The 21571-nt window shown below is 56.6% G+C and carries 21 protein-coding genes; 12 read left to right on the top strand and 9 right to left on the bottom strand.

Annotated elements, in window-relative coordinates:
- Positions 1 to 63: 63 nt before the first annotated feature.
- The 4 genes from DIT72_RS11085 (at position 64) to DIT72_RS11070 (ending at position 5377) form a co-directional block, all read left to right on the top strand.
- Positions 64 to 870, top strand: coding sequence for a cytochrome C assembly family protein (locus tag DIT72_RS11085; RefSeq protein WP_135955307.1), 807 nt, complete (start codon positions 64 to 66; stop codon positions 868 to 870).
- Between the two features lie 90 nt (positions 871 to 960).
- A complete protein-coding gene (locus DIT72_RS11080; protein WP_135955306.1) occupies positions 961 to 2238 on the top strand; it encodes an HlyC/CorC family transporter in 1278 nt (425 codons plus the stop codon).
- Positions 2239 to 2361: 123 nt separating this feature from the next.
- On the top strand, positions 2362 to 2964 hold the full coding sequence (locus DIT72_RS11075; RefSeq protein ID WP_135955305.1) for a Yip1 family protein: 603 nt from the start codon (positions 2362 to 2364) through the stop codon (positions 2962 to 2964).
- A gap of 187 nt (positions 2965 to 3151) precedes the next feature.
- On the top strand, positions 3152 to 5377 hold the full coding sequence (locus DIT72_RS11070; RefSeq protein WP_135955304.1) for a DUF1631 domain-containing protein: 2226 nt from the start codon (positions 3152 to 3154) through the stop codon (positions 5375 to 5377).
- A 73-nt stretch (positions 5378 to 5450) separates the two neighbouring features.
- Here the strand turns inward: DIT72_RS11070 and grxD are convergent, their stop codons facing one another.
- Entirely contained in the window at positions 5451 to 5777 is a 327-nt protein-coding gene (gene grxD / locus DIT72_RS11065; RefSeq protein ID WP_135955303.1) for a Grx4 family monothiol glutaredoxin, read from the bottom strand.
- A gap of 328 nt (positions 5778 to 6105) precedes the next feature.
- On the opposite strand from grxD, the gene argF reads away from it, so the two are divergent.
- Positions 6106 to 7020 carry an ornithine carbamoyltransferase gene (argF, locus tag DIT72_RS11060; RefSeq protein WP_135955302.1) on the top strand — a complete coding sequence of 305 codons (915 nt, stop codon included), beginning with the start codon at positions 6106 to 6108 and terminating at the stop codon, positions 7018 to 7020.
- Positions 7021 to 7024: 4 nt separating this feature from the next.
- Complete coding sequence (locus DIT72_RS11055; protein WP_135955301.1) at positions 7025 to 8095, top strand: ABC transporter ATP-binding protein; 1071 nt, start codon at positions 7025 to 7027, stop codon at positions 8093 to 8095.
- A 20-nt stretch (positions 8096 to 8115) separates the two neighbouring features.
- On the opposite strand, the gene glpK is transcribed toward DIT72_RS11055, so the two are convergent.
- The 8 genes from glpK to dinB form a co-directional block, all read right to left on the bottom strand.
- A complete protein-coding gene (gene glpK / locus DIT72_RS11050; protein WP_135955300.1) occupies positions 8116 to 9597 on the bottom strand; it encodes a glycerol kinase GlpK in 1482 nt (493 codons plus the stop codon).
- Positions 9598 to 9907: 310 nt separating this feature from the next.
- Entirely contained in the window at positions 9908 to 11482 is a 1575-nt protein-coding gene (locus DIT72_RS11045) for an ATP-binding protein (protein ID WP_135955299.1), read from the bottom strand.
- Between the two features lie 58 nt (positions 11483 to 11540).
- A complete protein-coding gene (locus tag DIT72_RS11040; RefSeq protein ID WP_135955298.1) occupies positions 11541 to 12278 on the bottom strand; it encodes a response regulator in 738 nt (245 codons plus the stop codon).
- A gap of 302 nt (positions 12279 to 12580) precedes the next feature.
- Positions 12581 to 13039, bottom strand: coding sequence for an FKBP-type peptidyl-prolyl cis-trans isomerase (locus DIT72_RS11035; protein ID WP_135955297.1), 459 nt, complete (start codon positions 13037 to 13039; stop codon positions 12581 to 12583).
- Positions 13039 to 15246 carry an acetyl-CoA hydrolase/transferase C-terminal domain-containing protein gene (locus DIT72_RS11030; protein WP_135955296.1) on the bottom strand — a complete coding sequence of 736 codons (2208 nt, stop codon included), beginning with the start codon at positions 15244 to 15246 and terminating at the stop codon, positions 13039 to 13041. The genes DIT72_RS11035 and DIT72_RS11030 overlap by 1 nt, the downstream gene beginning before the upstream one ends.
- A 168-nt stretch (positions 15247 to 15414) precedes the next feature.
- Positions 15415 to 15729, bottom strand: a complete 315-nt coding sequence (locus DIT72_RS11025) for a hypothetical protein (protein ID WP_135955295.1) — start codon at positions 15727 to 15729, stop codon at positions 15415 to 15417.
- A 275-nt stretch (positions 15730 to 16004) separates the two neighbouring features.
- Positions 16005 to 17042 (bottom strand): NADP(H)-dependent aldo-keto reductase, encoded by a 1038-nt coding sequence (locus DIT72_RS11020; RefSeq protein WP_135955294.1) that lies wholly within the window; start codon positions 17040 to 17042, stop codon positions 16005 to 16007.
- Positions 17043 to 17126: 84 nt separating this feature from the next.
- The gene (gene dinB / locus DIT72_RS11015) at positions 17127 to 18191 is read right to left on the bottom strand and encodes a DNA polymerase IV (RefSeq protein ID WP_135955293.1); all 1065 of its coding nucleotides are present in this window, start codon (positions 18189 to 18191) and stop codon (positions 17127 to 17129) included.
- Between the two features lie 147 nt (positions 18192 to 18338).
- On the opposite strand from dinB, the gene DIT72_RS11010 reads away from it, so the two are divergent.
- The 6 genes from DIT72_RS11010 (at position 18339) to DIT72_RS10985 (ending at position 21558) form a co-directional block, all read left to right on the top strand.
- Positions 18339 to 18620 (top strand): DUF1244 domain-containing protein, encoded by a 282-nt coding sequence (locus DIT72_RS11010; RefSeq protein ID WP_135955292.1) that lies wholly within the window; start codon positions 18339 to 18341, stop codon positions 18618 to 18620.
- Positions 18617 to 19006: a HopJ type III effector protein gene (locus DIT72_RS11005; RefSeq protein ID WP_135955291.1), complete on the top strand. Its 390-nt coding sequence runs from the start codon at positions 18617 to 18619 to the stop codon at positions 19004 to 19006. The genes DIT72_RS11010 and DIT72_RS11005 overlap by 4 nt, the downstream gene beginning before the upstream one ends.
- The gene (minC, locus tag DIT72_RS11000; RefSeq protein ID WP_135955290.1) at positions 19003 to 19767 is read left to right on the top strand and encodes a septum site-determining protein MinC; all 765 of its coding nucleotides are present in this window, start codon (positions 19003 to 19005) and stop codon (positions 19765 to 19767) included. The genes DIT72_RS11005 and minC overlap by 4 nt, the downstream gene beginning before the upstream one ends.
- A 65-nt stretch (positions 19768 to 19832) precedes the next feature.
- A complete protein-coding gene (minD, locus tag DIT72_RS10995) occupies positions 19833 to 20645 on the top strand; it encodes a septum site-determining protein MinD (protein WP_135955289.1) in 813 nt (270 codons plus the stop codon).
- 3 nt (positions 20646 to 20648) lie between these two features.
- Positions 20649 to 20903 carry a cell division topological specificity factor MinE gene (gene minE / locus DIT72_RS10990; RefSeq protein WP_114613454.1) on the top strand — a complete coding sequence of 85 codons (255 nt, stop codon included), beginning with the start codon at positions 20649 to 20651 and terminating at the stop codon, positions 20901 to 20903.
- Between the two features lie 163 nt (positions 20904 to 21066).
- Positions 21067 to 21558, top strand: a complete 492-nt coding sequence (locus tag DIT72_RS10985; protein ID WP_135955288.1) for a CBS domain-containing protein — start codon at positions 21067 to 21069, stop codon at positions 21556 to 21558.
- Positions 21559 to 21571: the final 13 nt, after the last annotated feature.

Genomic DNA, 21571 nt, shown 5'->3' with positions numbered 1-21571 from the left:
AGCCCGGTCAAATCGGCGTCAAACCCCGCCGACCCCCAGTCAGAGAGTGGTTAAAAGGAAGTCATGGGAACGCTGATTCTCGCGGTCACTTCATTATTACTGTACAGCATCGGTACCGCCCTGCAGGCGCTCAGCTTCAGGGGCCAGGTGCATACCAACATTGCAATTACCACCCTCATCGGCATGCTGGCACTGACTGCTCACGGCCTTCTGATCGCCCAGACCGTTCATCGGGAGGGCGGATTCGATTTCGGATTCTTCCAGAGTTCAGTGCTGATTTCCTGGCTGATTGTCTTCCTGTTGTTAGGGCTCAACCTTCGCAAGCCGGTCCAGAGTCTCTTTCTTGGCGTTTATCCCATCGCGGCGCTGACCATCATAATGGGACTGATTACCCATTCCCCCTCCCAGATGGCTCCAGAATACAGCTACGGCATGCTCTCGCATATCGCTCTTTCGGTTACAGCGTACAGCCTGTTCACCCTGGCGGCCATACAGGCAGCGTTACTCTACCTCCAGAACCGTCAGCTCAAGCACAATTACAACAGTATACTGATCAGAAACCTGCCACCCCTGCAGACCATGGAGTCCCTGCTGTTTGAAATGGTCTGGGCAGGCGTGGTGATGCTGGTGCTGGCCATTGTCACCGGAGCAATCTTCATAGACGATATCTTTGCCCAGGACCTGGCTCACAAAACCGTGTTCTCGCTACTGTCCCTGATTGTATTCCTGGCGTTACTGACGGGGCGATACACGCGCGGGTGGCGTGGCATAACTGCCAGCCGCTGGACTCTCGCCGGCTGCGCGTTGCTGATGATCGCTTTTTACGGCAGCAAATTTGTGCTCGAACTGGTATTCCATCGAGGCGGCTAAAAAGCCCTGCACCGGTGAGGCCGACGCTTGACACCCCAGACCCTGACCACCTATTTTCGCTAATTGTCAGCAATATAAGGACACCCCGTCTTGAACGAGACATCGCTTACAGCGCTGTTCATCATCCTGGTAGGGCTGATCGTACTCTCCGGATTTTTCTCTAGTTCGGAAACCGGCATGATGTCGCTTAACCGATACCGGTTGAAGCACATGGCCAAGACCGGACACAAGGGTGCCAAGCGGGCACAGGCCCTGCTGAATCGCACAGACCAGCTGATCGGCGTCATCCTGATCGGCAACAATTTCGTCAATATTTTTGCTTCCGCAATTGCGACCGTCATAGCGATTCGCATATGGGGCGATGCCGGCATTGCCATTGCCACAGTGCTACTGACCATTGTCATTCTGATATTTGCGGAAGTCACACCAAAGACCCTCGCGGCACTGTTTCCGGAAAAAATCGCTTTCCCGGCCAGTCACGTGCTGGGCCCGCTACTGAAGATCCTTTACCCGGTTGTCTGGGCTGTCAATCTGTTCACCGGGGCCATACTGAAGATCATCGGCGTATCTGCCAACGACGTTGCCAACGAGCATCTCAGTCGTGAAGAACTCAGAACCCTTGTTAACGAGGCGGGCGCGCTGATCCCGGCGAAGCACAAGGACATGCTGGTCAGCATTCTGGATCTTGAGAAGGTCACCGTAAATGACATTATGGTGCCACGGAATGAAGTGGTAGGCATCGACCTGGAAGACGATCTTGACACCATCCTGCGCCAACTCAGAAGCAGTCAGCACACCCGGCTGCCGGTCTTCGAGGGGGACATCAACAACATACAGGGCGTGCTTCACCTGCGTAATGTCTCGAAACTGCTGCTGCAGGACGACATCAGCAAGGCCATGCTGATGCAGCTATGCAGGGAGCCCTACTTCATTCCGGAAAGCACGCCCCTGAACACGCAACTGATCAACTTCCAGAAGGAAAAACGACGCTTCGGTATCGTCGTGGACGAGTACGGAGAGGTTCTTGGGCTTGCCACCCTGGAAGACATACTGGAAGAGATTGTCGGCGAGTTTACCACCGATTACGCCGCCACGAGCCCGGACATCATTCCCCAGGAAGACGGCACTTTTATTATCGATGGCACCTCTGCTGTCCGGACCATCAACAAGACCCTGGGCTGGAAGCTTCCGACTGACGGCCCCAAAACGCTCAACGGCCTGATCACCGAAACCCTGGAAAACATTCCCGAAACCAACGTCTGCCTGAAAGTGGGAGGCCACAGGGTTGAAGTCCTGCAGATCAAGGATAATGTGGTCAAGGCTGCCATTGTTCATCCCCGGAAGCGGAAAAAGCGCACAGCAAGTTAGACCGTGCGGTTATAAAAGAGATTCCTTTAGAAAGATCAAAATTTAATCTTTCCCTTGACCCAACAGCCGTTCCCGCCAAGACTGAAGATGTACAACACAACAATAATTATCAGGAGTACGTCCATGAGTCTAACCCATACTTTGGGTCTGCTTACGCATCCGGACCGCGAATGGGAAGCCATTCGCAACGAACCCGAATCCTTAGGCAAGCTTTACTTCGGCCACGTTTTGCTGCTGGCGCTGATCCCCGCTATTGCCGGTTTCTACGGCAGCACCCAGGTTGGCTGGCAGATTGGAGACGGCCAGATAATCAGGCTGACATCCACCAGCGCCCTGCAGCTCTCTGTTCTCTTTTATGCTGCCATGCTGGCAGGCATTTATATCATCGGGCGCTTCATCGACTTTTTTGCCGCAACCTATGAGGTCAAGGACAGCACCCCGAGAGGGATTACACTGGCAGCCTACACGGCAACACCGGTGTTTATGCTGGGAATTACCGCCGTATACCCCAACATCTGGATCAACATGATAGTGGGGCTGATCGCCGTTGCCTATGCAGTCTACCTGCTCTATGAAGGGCTGCCGATACTGATGAAAATACCGGAGGACCGGGGTTTCATGTTCGCCACCGCGGTACTGACCGTCGGTCTGGTAATGTTTGTTGGCCTTCTCGCCATTTCCGTCGTGATCTGGAGCGTGGGCATCGGCCCGGTGTATGTAAGCTGACACCAGCGAGCTCCACTATCTGAATACCGGGAGACCTTCGGGTCTCCCGGTATTTTTTTATTTAAGGACTCTATTAGCATTTGGTCATGTTACCGAGTGTTAAAATGAGGTAAATTTAACTTATAAATAATAAAGACAGTTGTAAGCTCGGTCATGTATCCGGTTGAGGCGTACACAGGAGTCGGCCATGAATAAGCAGTCCGGCATACATTATCTCCGCGAGCATCGGGAGGCTGGGAGCACAAACCCCGTACCTGCACAGGTGGTCCGTATCCGTGACACTGTCGTCGCCGGACTGGGCGATTTGCTACAGGGCGCATTTGACGCAGTTGATGACTCGCTGTTCGAGCTGGCAAACAACGCCAGAAGCAACAACGAGCAGAACCGCTATTTCGAAGCCATGCGCGAAATCCGCATCAAACGGAAGGGCGTGGAACGCCATTTTCAGAATGCGGTTGCGCAATTGTTCGCCAACCCGCCCAGAAGTGGTGACGTGGCCTCTGGTGAAAGCCTGGCCAGCCAGAGCAACTCCGACAGCCTCTCGCTGGTAGGTGATGACGACCTGGAAGAACAGGTTGCTCTCAACGCCATGATTACCAAGTCCAGGGTTCACTTTCAGGGCCCGCTGCTTCAGCTGCAAACCCGATTCAGTGTTGTTTACCCTGACGCAAGTGAAGAAATACCTGTCAACCCCATGGCCCCCGAGCACCTGTGCAGTGCCTTTGTCGAGGCCATTCAGGCCCTCGAGATACAGATTCGCGAGCGCCTGATCCTGCTCAAGCAGTTTGACCGTTACGTGGTATCCAACCTTGGCATGTTACTGGATGAAGCCAACCGGATACTGATCCAGGCCGGTGTCATTCCAAACTTCCGTTACCACGGCAAGGCGGGCAAACAACACGGCAGCGGGGAGCCGGGCATCACTGCCGAGCAACCGGCTGGCGAAATGGCACCGACAGCCGGCGACCAGCAGGGACATCACGAAGGTGCAATGTTCGAGCAGATCAGGCAGATGCTCGCCCATCAGCGCACCAATAACGGCATTGCGCCCCAGGCATCCGATCCGAACATCCATGTCATAGGTGGCGCAGAGCTCGCCAACCTTCTCGGGTCTCTCCCCCAGCAACCCAGGGGCGAGCAGGTCAGCGGTAATCTCAGTGCTGGCGAGCCCGTGATGGTTGATCTGTACCAGGTGGTCCAACAGCTGCTCGTCCAAGCCGAAACCACCAGCGATGGCAAAAAGCCGGCACTGAACGAAATGGACGAGGACCTGATCAACCTCGTGTCCATGCTGTTTGAATTCATTCTGGACGATTACAACCTGTCAGCGCCGGTACAGGTGCTGATCAGCCGCCTGCAGATACCCATTCTCAAAGTGGTTATCAAGGACAAGACGTTTTTCAGCAAAGCTAACCATCCAGCCCGGCGCCTGCTTAACTCACTTGCCCGTGCCGGCATAGGCTGGAGCGAAAGTGACGAGAAAGCCCGGGACAAACTTTATGAGCAGATTCATGCCGCTGTTGCCCGCATCCTGAACGAATTTGACGGTGACGTGACGCTCTTTGAAACCCTGAATGAGGAATTTGAACAGTTTCTCGCCAGAGAGAACCGCAAATCTTCCCTGGTGGAGCAACGCACCCGGGAATCCGAGCGGGGCCGCATCAAATCGCAGAAAGCCCAGGAAACTGTTGATCAGTTACTGCAGAAAAAGCTGTCCCGGTACAGGCTCCGGGAACCGGTGCGCAACATTCTGCTGAACGGCTGGAGCCGGGTCATGTTTCTGGCCTACCTCCGGGACGACGTAGAGCATCGCTGGCTTCAAACGGTCCGGGTTGTGGACGATCTGATATGGTGCCTGCATCCGCACCAGGACGATGATGAACGGGACCAGTGGGTCAGGGTAGTTCCCGGGCTGCTGAAATCACTCAGAGCCGGCCTTGAGGAAGTGTCCTACAACTCATCCAGACTGGATGAGATGATGACGGAGCTCAAGCATGAGCTAACCGAAGCGTTCCGCGCCAATGCACTTGCAGAAGCCATGGAAGACGTTCCCGGCCCGGAACCCGAGGAGGAAGACTCTGTCGGCCACCAGACAGCGATACACCGGCAACAGGAACTGGAGGATGCAGCAATTGCGGAGCACGTGGCACAGATTGATGCCATTGAGATTGGCAACTGGGTGGAATTCAATCTGGTAAACGGCGCCAGCTTCCGCTGCAAACTGTCTGCAATTATCGAAGAGGCTGACAGTTTCGTATTCGTTAACCGGATGGGACTCAAGGTTATAGAGAAGTCCCGTACCGACCTCGCCCATGAAATGCGGCGCGGGCGCCTCACCGTTCTTGAACAGGGCGCGCTGATTGACCGGGCACTGGACGCTGTTGTGGGGAACTTGCGGAGCAAGGCGGGATGAGCGGTAATCCCCGCGAGGAAGCGCTTCGGGGTTGAACTGACCTCACCCCGGAGCGCTTTAAAAAAACGGCTTCTCAGGCTTCAGCCTGCTTGGCAGCAGCCTTGACCTGCTCGGCCAGCTCTCCGCTCTCGGACATTTCCAGAATAATATCGCAACCACCGACAAGCTCGCCGCCAATATACAGTTGTGGGTAGGTTGGCCAGCTTGAATAGTTTTTCAGGCCCTCACGCAATTCCTGATTATCAAGGATGTTCACGAAGGCAAACCGCTCACCACAGGCCATCAGGGCCTGGACGGTTTTTGCGGAAAAGCCACACTGTGGTGCCTGCGGTGTACCCTTCATGTAGAGGATAATGGGGTTTTCTTCAAGCTGGCTCTTGATGGTTTCGTTGATATCCATGGGCACGTACCTCTCATTGAAAACGGGATCGCCTTGCGGCAACCTTACTCCTTCTATTGTACACGTACGGACACTGCCACCAAACACCGGCATTGATCCAGAGCAACCGCATGGTGCGTAGCGTTGTCTTCAGACCACTGAGGAGCTAGACTTGGGCCCCTGTCTCTCAGGCAGCCAGGCAATCCCCGTATTCGTATCCCGCCATCGTGGCCTCCGCCGCGCGCTGGCGTGTTGTCGTTTCAGGGCAATGACTGCTGCGGGCCGGTTGTAACCACGAATATGCCCCGACACTCAGAGACAGGGTTATCGATCAACTAAGGGCCGCAGCATGGCAGCACGACATTTTCTCACACTCAACGATTTGAGCTCAGATGAGCTTGAGCAACTGCTGGATCACGGTACCAGGCTGCGCAAAGAGTGGCATCAGGGCACGGTGCGGGAAACCCTGAAAAACCGTGTCCTGGCCATGATCTTCGAGAAATCCTCGACCCGCACCCGCGTGTCCTTTGAAGCGGGCATGACACAACTTGGCGGCGCAGCCCTGTTCCTGTCTCCCCGCGATACCCAGCTCGGCCGCGGAGAGCCCATTGAAGATTCTGCCATCGTGATTTCCAGCATGGTGGACGCCGTGATGATCCGCACCTTCGCCCACTCCACGGTCGAACGCTTTGCTGCGGCATCAAGAGCACCTGTTATCAATGCCCTTACAGACGATTTCCATCCCTGCCAGTTGCTGGCCGACATGCAGACCTATCGCGAACATCGGGGCAGCATCCGCGGTGGCACTGTGGCCTGGATTGGCGACGGCAACAACATGTGCCAATCCTATATCAATGCAGCCGCGCAATTCGGATTCAACCTTCGCGTGGCCTGCCCGCAAGGTTACGAACCGGACAAGAAACTGGTTGACGGCCTGGAAGACCATGTTGCCATTGTTCGCGACCCGGCCGAGGCTGCCAGAGGCGCGGACCTGCTGGTCACCGATGTCTGGGCTTCCATGGGTCAGGAAGATGAGCAAAAAGCCCGTGAAAAGGCCTTCCGCAATTATCAGATCAATTCTGAACTGATGGACCTTGCAGACAAGGATGCCCTGTTCATGCACTGCCTGCCGGCCCATCGCGGTGAGGAAATCTCTGCAGAGATGATGGAACATTCACGCTCCGTGGTCTGGGAAGAAGCCGAGAACCGGCTGCATGCACAGAAAGCATTGCTTGAGTTCCTGATACTCAACCGACTGGACTGACTGGATGACTGAAAGCCTGATTCAATCCGCCGACTGGCTGCTGGAAGTAAACAATCTGTCCTGCGGTTATGGCGACGGCTCCGTGGTAAAAGACGTCAGTTTTGCCCTCAGCCACGGCGATATCGGCTGCCTGCTTGGCCCCAGCGGCTGTGGCAAAAGCACCATTCTGCGCGCCCTGGCGGGGTTTCTGCCCATCAACACCGGTGAGATCCGCCTGCAATCCAGTTCCATAAGCCTCCCGGGCCGCACCCTGGCCCCGGAAAAGCGGCGTATCGGCATGGTCTTCCAGGACTACGCACTGTTTCCTCACCTGACGATTGCCGAAAACGTCGGCTTCGGCCTGCGCAACGAAGACCGTAAAGAGAAGCGCCAGAAGGTGATGGAACTGCTGCAGCTTGTCCACCTGCAGGATCTTGCCAGGAACTACCCCCATGAACTGTCCGGCGGCCAGCAGCAGCGGGTCGCGCTTGCCCGGGCGCTCGCCCCCGAGCCGACACTGATCCTTCTGGACGAGCCCTTCTCGAATCTGGACACGGACCTTCGGCGCAGGCTCAGTCTCGATGTCAGGGAAATCCTGAAGACCCTGGGCATCAGCGCCATCCTGGTCACCCACGACCAGCAGGAAGCTTTTGCCATGTGTGATCAGGTGGCAGTGCTGAAGGATGGCGGCATCCAGCAGTGGGATGTGCCCTACAACCTTTATCATGAGCCCGCCAATCGTTTTGTGGCAGGTTTTGTTGGCCAGGGCGGGTTCATACCCGGCAAAACACTGGGCCCGGATACGATTGAATCAGAGCTGGGAGTTATCCATGGCAACCGGGCCTACCGATGGAAGCCTGGCACACTGGTGGATGTTCTGATCCGGCCGGATGACATTGTTTACGACGCAGAGTCGGACCTGAAACCCCGGGTCGTGGAAAAGACCTTTGCCGGCACCTCAACGCTGTACCGTTTCCGCTGCTCGGAGGAAACCGAGTTCGAGGCGCTGTTCCGCAGCCACCTGGACTTCCACCTGGGCGAACATGTACCGGTGCGGGTGGAAGCCGACCATCTGATCGCGTTTGAGCGGATCTGAACCGGGCAATCTGTTCTTCTTCAGTTATTACAGACTCGCTCAACAGAATCCAGCCATCCGGCATAGAGTTTTTCCCTCAGGGCCGGACGCATCACCGGCTCAAACCTGCGTTCGCGCTCCCATAACCGGGCTATCTCTTCCAGGCTTTGATAAACACCGGTTTGCAGGCCGGCCAGGTAGGCTACCCCTAGCGCCGCAGTCTCCGTTACCCGGGGACGGTCCACCGGAACGTTGAGAATGTCCGCCAGAAACTGCACCAACCAGTCATTCACCACCATCCCGCCATCCACCCGTAACTCCTGGACCGACCCACCATCGTTCAGGATAGCCCTGATCAGATCCTTGGTCTGGTAGCAGACGGATTGCAGGCCGGCGGTGACGATTTCACCGATTCCGGTATCCCGGGTCAATCCCATAATCGCCCCGCGGGCATGGGGATCCCAATGGGGGGCACCAAGCCCGGTAAACGCCGGCACCAGGTATACGGGATTGTCGACACCCACCTCAGTGGCATAGGCAGACGACTCGCCGGCGTGGCCAATCAGCCGGAGCCCGTCACGCAACCACTGCATGGCTGCACCGGCGACAAATATGCTGCCCTCCATGGCGTAGCAAGGCTTACCATTGAGGCGATAGGCCATGGTAGTCAGCAGCCTGTTCTCCGAGCGCAGCGCTTTGTCGCCGGTGTTCAGCATCACAAAGCAACCGGTTCCGTAAGTGCTCTTCGCCATGCCCGGTTCAAAGCATGCCTGACCAACAAGAGCCGCATGCTGGTCGCCCGCGATACCCGCCACCGGCACGGGAGCGCCAAGCCAGTGCGCTTCAGCGACGCCAAAGTCCGCCGCCGAATCAAGCACCTCCGGAAGCAACGTCGAGGGAATCCGGAACAGGGCCAGCAATTCATCGTCCCACTGCTGCTGGTGGATATTAAACAGGGCTGTACGGGAGGCGTTAGTGGCATCGGTGCGATGACAGCGGCCACCGGTGAGGTTCCAGAGCAGCCAGCTGTCTACAGTGCCGAAGGCAAGCTCCCCGGCCTCGGCTCTGGCCCTGGCTTCCTCAACGTAATCCAGAATCCAGGCAATCTTGGTGGCTGAAAAGTAGGGGTCAATCAGCAGACCCGTACGCTCAATAACCGTATTTTCATGGCCATCGGCCTTAAGCTTCGCGCAAACCGACGCCGTCCGCCGATCCTGCCAGACGATAGCCTGATGAATGGGCTCGCCGGTTTTCCTATCCCAGATAACCGTGGTTTCACGCTGGTTAGCGATACCGATAGCCGCCAGCTCTGAAGCACTGACGCCCGATTCTTGCAGCGCTTCCCTGCAGACCGCCAGAGTACTGTTCCAGATTTCCCGGGCATCATGTTCAATTCGACCGTCTCCGGGAAAATACTGGTGAAATTCCCGTTGTGCGGTCGCGACAGAGTTACCGGAAGCGTTGAAGACAATGGCACGGGAGCTGGTGGTGCCCTGATCGATGGCGAGCAGGTACTGGGTCATTGCAGACGTCCTTTCAGATAGGTCAGTATCGTTTTTGTTGGCACTGCAATCTTCTCAAAGCATTGCGGAGAAGGCCATGGGCAAGGTGCCGGAGAGATGGAGGGAAATATTCGGAAAAGCAACAAAAAAAAGGACCGGAAAACCGGCCCTCAAATGACGAATGAAACAAGGAAAGTTCGTAAGAACTACAACCTCAAAAAGTCATCCCTTACAACCTCAGTATCCTGCGGGTCGCCCCTGTCTTCAGTTGCAGTCGTGTTGCCTGTTTGTTACATCCGGTGAGGGATCGAGAAAGCCGTCACAAAATCAGTCACAGAGCAGGTTCTGTCGGCTTCTTCCGGGGCCATACCAGGCTGAACCGTGCGCCGCCCAGTTCCTCACTGCGGCTGACAAACGCCTGACCGCCATGCCAGTAAAGAATTCTTCTCACAATGGACAGACCAAGACCGTAGCCGCCGGAAGTCCGGGTACGGCTGTCATCAAGCCTGGCAAAGGCCGTAAACACTTTCTCCCAGTCCTCCTCGGGAATGCCCGGACCGTCATCCTCTACGTCGATGCGGCAATTATCCTCATCAAACCGGCAACGGACCCGGACTCTGTGGTCGGCGTAGCGAGCGGCGTTCCCCACCAGGTTCTGGATAGCCCGGTGCAGGTATCGCGGTTCCACATCCGACAGCGACCAGCGCTCGGACTCTTCATCAATATCCGCCTCAATACTGTGCCGGGGGCGGGTCATCTGCTGCTCGCTGACTACCTGTCGGACAATGTCGGAAACCGAGGTTTCCTGCAGCGCAAACACCGGGCCTCCCTGCTCGAGCCGGGCGTAAGTCAGTATCTCGTCGATCAGTTCGTCCAGTTCCTGGATATCGCCATCGATGCCGTCAAGCTGCTTCTGCAATGCTTCCGGGCTGCTGGCGCTCTCGATCATCTGGATGCCAAAGCGAATACGGGCAACCGGGGTTCTCAGTTCGTGAGACACCGCATGGATCATTTCCCGCTGCACGCCCACAAGCCTCTGAATGTGTTCTGCCATGCTATTAAAGGCGACGGCGAGCCGCGACACCAGCCGGCTGTCACCGGCATCGACTCGAGCTCCCATCTCTCCGCGGGCAATGCGGATAGCAACGGATTCCACAGCGCGCAAATTACTGTCGACGCCTCTCAAAGCGAGATAGAGCGCCAGTGCCAGTACACCTCCGGCCACTGTCAGCAGCAACATGACCACCGGCCAGGCCCAGGGATTGAAAGGCGGCGGCATCGCCAGATCCACCAGAGTGCCATCATCCAGGCGAAGCAACACATGGGCGCGATCCGCTGATGGAGGATGATAAAGCGAGATGCCGCGCTCTGACACCCGTTCCAGAACGTCCGGGCCAGGGAGGGCTGACTGGTCCTGGACCGGAGCCATTTCCACCCCGAGAGCACCCGAAACCTGTTCCATCATTTCGTTGCGCCCCTCTACCGGTATGTTGTCCAGATGGATACGGGCAATCAGCGCAGTTGCTTCGGCAACGTCAGTGTAGATGTCGCCGAATCGCAGGTTGAGAATGCGGCCCTGACCATCCCGAATCATCACCTGTTGACCGATACTGGTTTCCAGCACCACGACCTGGCCATAGGACAGACGCTCCGTGATGACATCGGAGAATGGCAGGTCTCCGGGAGAGGCCACTCCAAAATCATAGAAAGACACAAGCCAGTGGTACTGTTGCTGAGGATGGGGGGTTGCCGCAATCCAGCGCAGCAGTGGCGCGGAAAACCGCTCCTGCCAGAACTGCTCCCGCACCGAATTCACACCCAGAAAAAGTGCTGCACAAAGCAGGAGAATCAGAAAGGTCAGGCCAATCAGGCGGGCATAGAGCTTGAGAAAAAACTTGAGGGGCATTGCGATAACCCTGGCATTGAACGCCGGCCCGGAGGGGCCAGCGCCAGAGACTGAACGGTCAGGCTTCCTTTACAAACAGGTAGCCTTTGCTGCGTACGGTTTTTATGCGCCTCGGATGGATGGGATCATCGCCGATTTTTGGCCGTATCCGCGAAACCCGAACATCGATCGAACGGTCCTGGCCATCGTATTCAATGCCCCTCAGCGCGGTAAAAATCTCTTCACGGCTGAGAACACGGCCGGCGTTACTCGCCAGCAGCCAAAGCAGGTCGAATTCGGCACTGGTCAGGTCAATACTGTCATCGCTCAGCCACGCCTCGCGCATGGAACGATCCACCACCAGATCGTTGAACTGCAGCCTGACAGGCTCTTCGCCACCACCCTCTTCCGCAGCCGCCGAGCTGTTATCGGTGATCCGCCGCAGCAAAGCGCGTATTCTTGCCAGCAGAACCCTGGGCTGAACCGGCTTGCCAATGTAGTCATCGGCACCCATTTCCAGGCCAAGCACCTGGTCCAGATCATCTGTACGGGCCGTCAGCATGATGATGGGGCCGGAATAGAAAGGCCTGGCACGTCTGCAGATGGATAGTCCGTCTTCGCCGGGCAACATCAGGTCAAGTACAACCAGATCAGGCTGTTCCTTGCGGATACGCTCTACTGCGTTGCCACCATGGGTTTCGAGAGCGACCGTCAGACCGTTACTTTCCAGATACTCCCTGGTCAGCTCCGCCAACCTCTCATCATCTTCGACTATAAGAATCCGCCAACTTTCGTTCGTCTGTTCCACGCCATCCATCTCTGATTTTGTTTTTCCGGTTTCTGAAGCTTCCCGCCACGGTCACCCCTTCTGGTCGGGGAGAAGTCGTCTGTCATAAAGCCTGCCTTGTGACCGACAATACAGGCTACCTCCTGTAACAGCAATTATACATGCTATTCAGAAATATACATGGAACCGCCTGTTCGTTACAGCCCGTGACAAAGATCGCAACCCAACACCAGCGCCCTGGCAGCGCTTCGGGAGGGCTGCGACTTATGAAAGACACACAGAGAATTGCAGAAGGCCGGGCAGACGGCTGTCGCCAGGCCCGAGGTGTGGTCTCAGCTCAGCGGATGACCGGCGTTGATTTCTTCTTCCGTGGCTTCGCGCTTGCCGATGATTTCAAGGTCAAAATAGAGGGTGAAGCCCGCCAGCGGGTGATTGGCATCCACCCGCACCAGATTGCCGTCAATACCCACCACCTGAACTACCTGGGCGGCATCACCGGTGTTGGTCTGGAACTTCATCCCCACATGCAGGTTCTCGATCCCCTCGAACATGGAGCGGGGCACCTTGCGGATAAGCTCGGGTTTGTGCTCGCCATAGGCCATGGCAGGCGGCACGGTGACTTCCAGGCAATCGCCAACGTTACGATCCTTGACTGCTTTCTGGATGCCTTCAATGATTTCCGGGCTGCCCTCCAGGAAGTGCAGCGGTTCGCTGCCCTCGGAAGTGTCGACCAGCTCTCCCAGCTTGTTCTTGAGCACATAATGAACGGTTAATACAGCAGGTTTTTGCATCAGGCAGTACGATTTCCTGTGTCCGGTGTGTCAGTCAGGTTCAGTGCATGAATCACCAGACGCTGCTCCAGCCTGGCTTTCAGCCCCCTGGGTTTCTCCAGGCTCATGCGTTCCAGCAACGACCGGTACCGGCCCTGATCGTCTTTTGCCTTCATTGCATGCCATAAGGTTGCCAGTTTACCACGGCCAGTGGCCGTCGCGGCCTTCAGGGTCTGTAATGCCTTGCCCAGCCTCAGCTCTTCATCGGTAAAATCCCTGCCAAACGGGAAGGGAGGAAATACCTCCCTGTCACCCGCCGCCTGGATGGCAGCCTCGATTGCCTCCGGCGTATTGTTGCACCACTCTGGTGGCAGACGGAACGTCGCATCCACTTTTCCGGCATTCTGGGCCTGCTTCAGCAGGTCTTGCTGGAAGCGGGAATCGGCAATGCGGATCAGACGCAGATATACCTGCTCATCTGACTGACCACGCAGGTCCGCAATGCCATATTCGGTGACCACGATATCCCGCAGATGGCGAGGAATGGTGCAGTGGCCGTAACTGAACACGATGTTGGACAGGGTCTTACCGGCGGAGCTACGGGTACTGCTCAATGTCATCACCGAACGCGCACCGGGCAGCTCATGAGCCATGGCTACAAAATTGTACTGGCCACCCACGCCGCTGACGACACGGCCGTCATCCAGACCGTCAGACACCGCTGCTCCGCTGAGGGTGTACATCATCGCCGAATTGACGAAACGGCTATGGATTCTTTGTGCGACTTTCAGGCGCTGATCGCCGAACGCGTGATCGTAAAGGTGGTTGATGTAATTCACGCTGGTCAGACAGATACGCTGTCGATCCTGTGGCGACAGGTCACGCAAGCGCTGGTAGAACTGCTCCGGCCCGACATAGAAACCACCGTGGAGAACAGTACCCCCGGCCAGTCGCTCACCCAGTGCCAGGGAAGCAATTGCCTGCCTGGCGTCTTCTCTATCCAGTTCCGGCTCAAGCGACTGGTCGCCGATTCGCAGGCGCCCTCCCTTGAATTCCACCCCCGGGTGGAAGATGCCGTAGCGGCAAAGCCACTCCACGTCGCGGGCGCGCAACGGCGAGTCAATCAGTTTTTCCCGCCGCAACACGTCCAGTGTATCCAGCGAGATACTGTCAGACAGCTCTCCACGGTTAATCAGCGTCTGCAGGCCCGCGTGGTCAAACACTTCCCTGCTCAGCACACCGGCTTCCATGAGATAGATGAACCCGTCAACCATCATCTCACTACAGCCATAAAGGCCCTCAGTAAACCTGTCGGTGCCGCCATACTCGCTTACAACCGGAAAGCGCTCGGCAATTTTCAGGTGATCAAACACCTTTTTCCAGTGGTCATTGTCGACGTGCCGCAGGATCGCACTGTGCACCAGTGCCGCGCCCAGCGATCCTATCCCCACCTGGAGGGTGCCCCCGTCCTTCAGCAAGGCACTGGCGTAAAAGCCAATCAGATGATCTTCCGGGCTAACCGACATCTGCGGGGCCGAGAACAGGGGATAGTCTGACGGCGCGTGCTCAAGAACAATATCGAAACTACCCGGTTCCACCACCGCGTCGTTGCCCATGTAGGGCAAGTGGCTATTGGTTTCGCCGATGATCGCTACCGGTGTCCCCGCTTCTTCTTTTTCCCTCAGCAGGGGAATCAGGTCGAGGGTCAGGTCCGGGTTACAACTCAGACTGAATTTCCCCTGATGCTCCGGCTCTGTGGGCGGTGCCACCATTTGCGCCACCACATTGACACCAATCGCCAGCAGATCACGGACCGCGTGGGTATAGTTGGTACAGACATAATTTCGCTGCTGGGTCTCATTGTGGAGGAAGGACCCCGCTTTGAAGAAGAATTCCGACACTTTCACATTCTCCGGCAGCGTCTGCCGAATCACGTCCCGGGCATACTCAAGTTCCGGAATCTGCCCGTAGAGCCGTTCAACGAAAGGCCCCATGAAACGTTTCTCCAGCGACGAACTTCCTCCCGGGGCCGTCAGGGACAATGCGGTCACGATATGGAGCTGAATGGATGAGTCATCCCTGGCACGCTGATAAAGGGCATTCACGAAGCGAACAGGCTTGCCAAGGCCAAGCGGCAAACCGAGCGTGATGTTCTTCCCCAGCCGGCGGATCAACTCATCAACACACTCAGCGCCAGTTCCCAGCGTTACCGGTTGTTCCTTTGACATGGCCTTACTCCGTTTCTATGCGTCAACCAACATTTGACATGGATAATCACATGCAAAAACGCTGCAGGCAATCCACCCGGTCATATAAACGGCAATTCAGGAAGTTCAGTGCGGAGAGGGAAAATCAAAGTCGGCTCCGGGGTTGCCGGAGAGGTATCGATAGCGGATTCAGAAATTCCACTTGAGATTGAGACAGGCGCCCTCTTCGAGCAACGCTATGCCGTGATCCGCGCGGGCAGGATCAGAGGCGTAAGCTCTTGTGCGGGCGTCCGAGCCACTGAAACCGAGGCTCAGCAAACGTGAACCGAGATTGGCATACATATCCACTTCATCACTTTCAAAATCGCCCGACATCTGATCCTGCAACTGATAGATGTCTTCCACAGGCCTGTCATCGGCGAATACGTGCTCACTGGCTTCGGCACGAACCACGAAAGCGATCATGTTGAGGGCAAGGAGTGCGACGAAGAGACGAATAATCATGAGTTTTCTGGCGACCTTTCAGCGAAACGGAAGTCTACTGTCACGTAATGCTTAAGTCTAATGATTAACCGCCGGAAAGATGTGACCTTCCACACATTGGCGCCGATTTTTCGTCACCATGTCACCGTTTTTTGTCAAAAATATAGCAATTTTTATTGCAGATTGTAGTTGAGACTGTTGTTGCGCGTAATCACAGCCTGTGAAGCGACGATTCACCCCCCACCCAAGGTATTAAAAAATCGTAACCCTTCCCGGGCACCTGTTCCCCCAGTTACCTATGGGCAGGGATAGGTGTAGTCCCGGTTAAGATCTTCAATCGCCTCAAGCACATCGTCACCCAGAGACACGGATGTGGATCCCAGATTTTCACGAAGCTGCGCCACCGTGGTGGCACCAATAATATTGCTGGTGACAAAATCACGGCTGGTAACATACGCGAGCGCCATCTGCACCGGCGACAATCCGTGGCTGGCGGCCAGGTCTACATAGGCACGGGTAGCCTCTTCACCACGGCGGCCGGTGTAACGGGTGAACCGTTCAAACAGGGTCATCCGGGCACCTTCCGGGTGCGTGCCACCCAGGTATTTGCCGGAAAGCGTGCCGAACGCCAGCGGTGAATAAGCCAGCAGCCCCACCTGCTCGCGGCAGGCGATTTCCGCCATTCCCACTTCAAAGGTGCGATTGAGCAGATTGTACGGGTTCTGCACGCTGACAATGCGGGGCCAGTTGCGCTCCCGCGACAGCCGCAGGTATTCATTGGTGCCCCAGGGGGTTTCATTGGAAAGGCCGATATGGCGGATCTTGCCCTCATTCACCAGTTCGGCCAACGCCCCGAGCGTCTCTTCAATGGGTGTAGCCTGCTCATCTGCGCAATGCCTGTAACCGAGCTTGCCAAAAAAGTTGGCATTACGGTCCGGCCAGTGCACCTGGTAAAGGTCAATATAGTCCGTCTGGAGCCGGCGCAGGCTGTCTTCACAAGCCTGGCGAATATGATCCCGGGTCAGGCGGGGACCATTACGCAGATAGCTCAGGCCATTGCCGGGCCCCGCCACCTTGGATGCAATGACCAGATCGTCCCTGCGCCCACGCTTCGCCAGCCAGTTTCCCAGATAGGTTTCAGTCAGCCCCTGGGTCTCGGGCCGCGGCGGCACCGGGTACATCTCCGCCGCATCAATGAAATTGACACCTTCAGCGGTAGCCAGCTCCAGTTGTTCAAAGGCCTGTTGCTCAGTGTTCTGCTGTCCCCAGGTCATAGTGCCCAGACAGATTTCACTGACATCGATATCGGTCCTGCCCAGTTTGCGGGTTTTCATGTTTGCTCCCAGTGTTGCTGCTGAAAAGGTAAAGGGACTGCCACGGACGGTGTCACGCCGGATTTTTCATACTGTACGGTGTCTTCAGTCAAATAGCCGCAACTGCATAACCGGCGATTCATCACTGCGAAACCTCACTCCCAGTCCCAGCAAGCGCACGGGACGCTCGGTATTGCTGACCAGCTCATCCAGTAAAGGCTGGTAATCGTCCATGGCCGGCTCCCGGATCTGTTCACGAACCCGCTCCAGGGTATGGGTGGAAAAGTCGCTGTAGCGGATCTTGATAAACAGCTTGTGAATGGGTTTGCGGGCGGCCTTGCGGCTCAGCCTCAGGTTCAGGTCGGCCACCAGTGATGCCATCACCGACTCGCAGGCACGCTTGTCCGGCAGATCCTGGGAAAAGGTACGCTCCACGCTGACGGACTTGGCAATGCGAGACACCACCACATCGCGGTCGTCCCGGCCGTAAGCCATTTCCCGCAGCCGATATCCCTGTTTGCCAAATTTTTCCAGCAGGACATCGGCAGGAATGTTCTGCAGGTCGCCGCAAGTCGCAGCGCCCAGCGCGTGAAGCTTGCCGGCAGTTACCTGCCCCACCCCGAACAGCTTTTCAATCCTGAGATCCTTAACGAAGCTGTCGACGTCCTCCGGGCGAATCACAAACAGGCCGTCGGGTTTTTTCCAGTCGCTGGCAATCTTTGCCAGGAACTTGTTCGGGGCCACACCGGCGGAAATGGTGATGCCCACTTCCTCCTTAACCCGCTGCCGCAGATGCTGTGCCATCAGGGTGGCACTGCCCTTGTGCTCGCTCACTTCGCTGACGTCGAGAAATGCTTCGTCCAGGGACAGCGGCTCTACCAGTTCGGTCAGCTCCCGCAATATGGCCATGACCTGTTTCGACACTGCCCGGTATCGGGCCATATCCGTCGGCACTGTAACCAGCCCCGGGCACAGGCGCCGGGCCTCACCACCCGGCATGGCGGAACGCACCCCGAAAGCCCTCGCCCTGTAATTGCAGGTAGTCACCACACCGCGTCCACCTTCACCGCCCACCGCTAACGGAACCTCACTCAATGAGGGGTCGTCCCGCATTTCCACGGCGGCGTAAAAGCAGTCGCAATCTACATGGATAATCTTGCGCTGGGCCATGTCTCTTCAATCAGGTAAATTATCTGTACATATGTACAGCCTTGTATCTTACGGTAACATGCCGAGAATGTCAGGAGCTCTCAGGCAGGAGCAGGAACTCTACACAAGAATTTTCAACCGCAACTCCAGAAACCGGTGCAAGCGATCATGACAAACCCTATACCAGCACAAACACAGACGGAAATCGAAGCCGCCGCATTCCGAAAACTGGTCAGTCACCTGCGGGAACACACCGAGGTGCAGAACATTGACCTGATGGACCTGGCAGGATTCTGCCGCAACTGTCTCTCCAAGTGGTATCGCGCGGAAGCAACCGAAAGAGGATTCGAGCTGTCAGATCCACAGGCTCGCGAGATCATTTACGGAATGCCTTACGAGCAGTGGAAAGCCCGGTATCAGCAAGGGCCCAAAAAGGATCACGGCGCATGAACCCCGGTGATGCGGTTCGCATACATCTGGCGTCTGTAGACGCGGGCCATGGCGACTTTGAGGATACCCTGGCCCTGATCGACCGTTTTTTTGAATACGAGCCTACCGGGTTCCACAATGGCCCCCTGTACAACAGCGCTGGCGAGAATGCCGGCTCCTGCCGGGTTTTTTCCCTGGCACAGTATTGCAGTCTGACCGAGGCCGATACGTTGCGGCTGTTTGCGCAGCATTACCGGCAGGTTCTGGATGAGCCGGCAGGCGACAGCCACGGCAACATCCGCCAGTTCATGGGAACCGGCTGGTCCGGCATCCGCTTTGAAGGTCCGGCGCTTCGCAAGCGCCCGACCACCACCCAGGACGACACCACGGAAGAGACCCAGCCATGAGCGAAACCGCCATACCCGGGGTAAAACACTGTTTCCAGCTCAAGAGTGCCAGCGTGTCGATGACTGCACTGGAACTCTATTTTTTTGACGACGGGGAATTTGAAAGTACCCTGCGGGACAAGATCAGCCAGGCGCCCGGTTTCTTCAAGGATATTCCACTGATCATCAGCCTTGAGAAATACGAGGGCCTGAGCAGCGAACTGGATTTTTTCAAGATTATCGGCACCTGCCGCCGTTACAGTATCCACGTGATTGGCGTGCGCGGCGGTAACGACGACCAGCGGCGGCTGGCACGGGGAGCCTCCCTGGCGCTGCTTCCCGGCGGCAACCAGCGCGACCGGGAAATAGACACCGTGCCGGAGGCTGAGACAACCGGGGCCGCAGACAGCCCGACACCGGCAAGGGTCGAAAGCCATCGCGAACCGGCACCGGCAAAAATCATCAACCAGCCGGTACGCTCCGGCCAGCAGGTTTACGCCCCCGCTGGTGACCTGATTGTATTGGCGCCGGTACAGGCCGGTGCCGAAGTGCTGGCAGCGGGCAACGTCCATGTCTATGGACCACTACGTGGACGGGCTCTGGCGGGTATTCACGGTTCCGAACACGCAAGAGTATTCTGCCAGTCTCTTGAAGCAGAGCTTGTGTCCATCGCCGGACACTATAAAATCTCTGAAGATCTTCAGGACAACGGCTGGAAAACGGCCGTACAGATCCAGCTCAGGGATGACCTGCTGGTGGTAACGCCACTGGAAAAGGCCTGATCAGAACGTAACTACCCGTCCAGGCGGGGAAAACGACGAATCCACCGCAAAACAGGAATGCAACCTTGGCTAGAATCATTGTCGTTACCTCAGGAAAAGGTGGCGTAGGTAAAACCACAACCAGCGCCTCTATCAGCACCGGGCTGGCCAAACGTGGCCACAAGACCGTGGTCATCGATTTTGATGTGGGCCTGCGCAACCTGGATCTCATCATGAACTGCGAGCGCAGGGTGGTGTACGACTTCGTAAACGTGATCCAGGGCGAAGCCACACTCAACCAGGCCCTGATCCGGGACAAGCGCGTTGATACCCTCTATATCCTGCCGGCCTCCCAGACCCGGGAGAAGGAAGCCCTCACCAAAGAGGGCGTTGAAAAGGTGATCAACGAACTGTCCGAGCGGTTTGACTACATTGTCTGCGATTCGCCCGCCGGCATTGAGCACGGTGCCCTGATGGCGCTCTACTATGCCGACGAAGCCGTGGTGGTCACCAACCCGGAAGTGTCCTCGGTGCGGGACTCGGACCGGATTCTTGGCATTCTTCAAAGCAAGTCCCGGCGCGCAGAAATGGGCCAGGACCCGGTCAAGGAACACCTGTTGCTTACCCGCTACAACCCGGACCGGGTAAACAGGGGCGAGATGCTGTCCGTGGCGGACGTGGAGGAAATCCTCGCCATTCCCCTGCTGGGCGTGATTCCGGAATCCCAGATTGTACTGAACGCTTCCAACCAGGGGCTTCCGGTGATTCTCGAGGAAGACAGTGACGCCGGACAGGCCTATGAAGATGCCGTCGCCCGTCTGCTGGGTGAAGAGCGCGAGCACCGCTTTATGTCGTCCCAGAAAAAGGGTTTCTTCTCACGGATGTTCAAGGGGGGCTGACGGATGAGTTTCTTCGATTATTTCAAGAGCAAGAAGGACAACCGGACCGCCAGCGTTGCCAAAGAACGGCTTCAGATCATCGTTGCCCATGAGCGGGGCCAGCGTGAACAGCCCGACTACCTGCCGGCACTGCAGAAAGAGCTGCTTGAGGTTATCCGCAAGTATGTCCAGATCAGTGACGATATGGTTCAGGTGGAAGTCGACCGTAACGACAGTTGCTCGGTGCTGGAGCTGAACGTCACGCTGCCGGAGAAGTAACCGGCCCCGGCATTCGGTGATCAATCCCGGCTCACTGGCTGCAGGCGTTGATCACAATGCCGGGTTGGCGGATGTGGTCGTCAAAACCCAATGAGAGGATGACTAGCCAGGCAGTAACAGTTAAGCTCTTTACAAAGGACCTGTTAACGGAGCCGAATCGTCAATGACCGTTCTCGCTTACGAGATCATGACCCCGAACATAAAGGCCGTGCCCCAGTCATGGACGATGGACCGGCTGGCAAGATTCCTCACCGACAACGAGATCACCGGCAGCCCGGTTACTGATGAATCCGGTCAGATAGTCGGCATTGCTACCCTCAAGGACATCACCGAATTCCGCTGGAACGCCAGCCGGCCTGAAACCGATACCCGTATGACCCCGGAAGAGGAACAGGAAGCCAGGCGTCTGCGCATGGTCCTCTTTGAGGAAATGGGCAAGGTGCCGGTGGAAGTTCGGGATATCATGACCCCCATCGTTTTATCGGTTGACGAGCAAACGCCTGTGCGCGACATTGCCGATATCATGATGCGTGAACACCTTCACCGGATTTTCATTACCAGAGATCAGAAGATCACCGGAATTGTGACCACGTACGACATGCTCAAACTGATCTCCGACCAGGAGCTCACCAACCGCTGTGCCGGTAACGGCTGACCAGAGAGGTATC

It is taken from the genome of Marinobacter orientalis (genome assembly GCF_004792665.1).
Classification (GTDB): Bacteria; Pseudomonadota; Gammaproteobacteria; order Pseudomonadales; family Oleiphilaceae; genus Marinobacter; species Marinobacter orientalis.
Note: the sequence above shows the minus strand (reverse complement) of the source record. Positions and strands in the feature narration are given on the sequence as shown.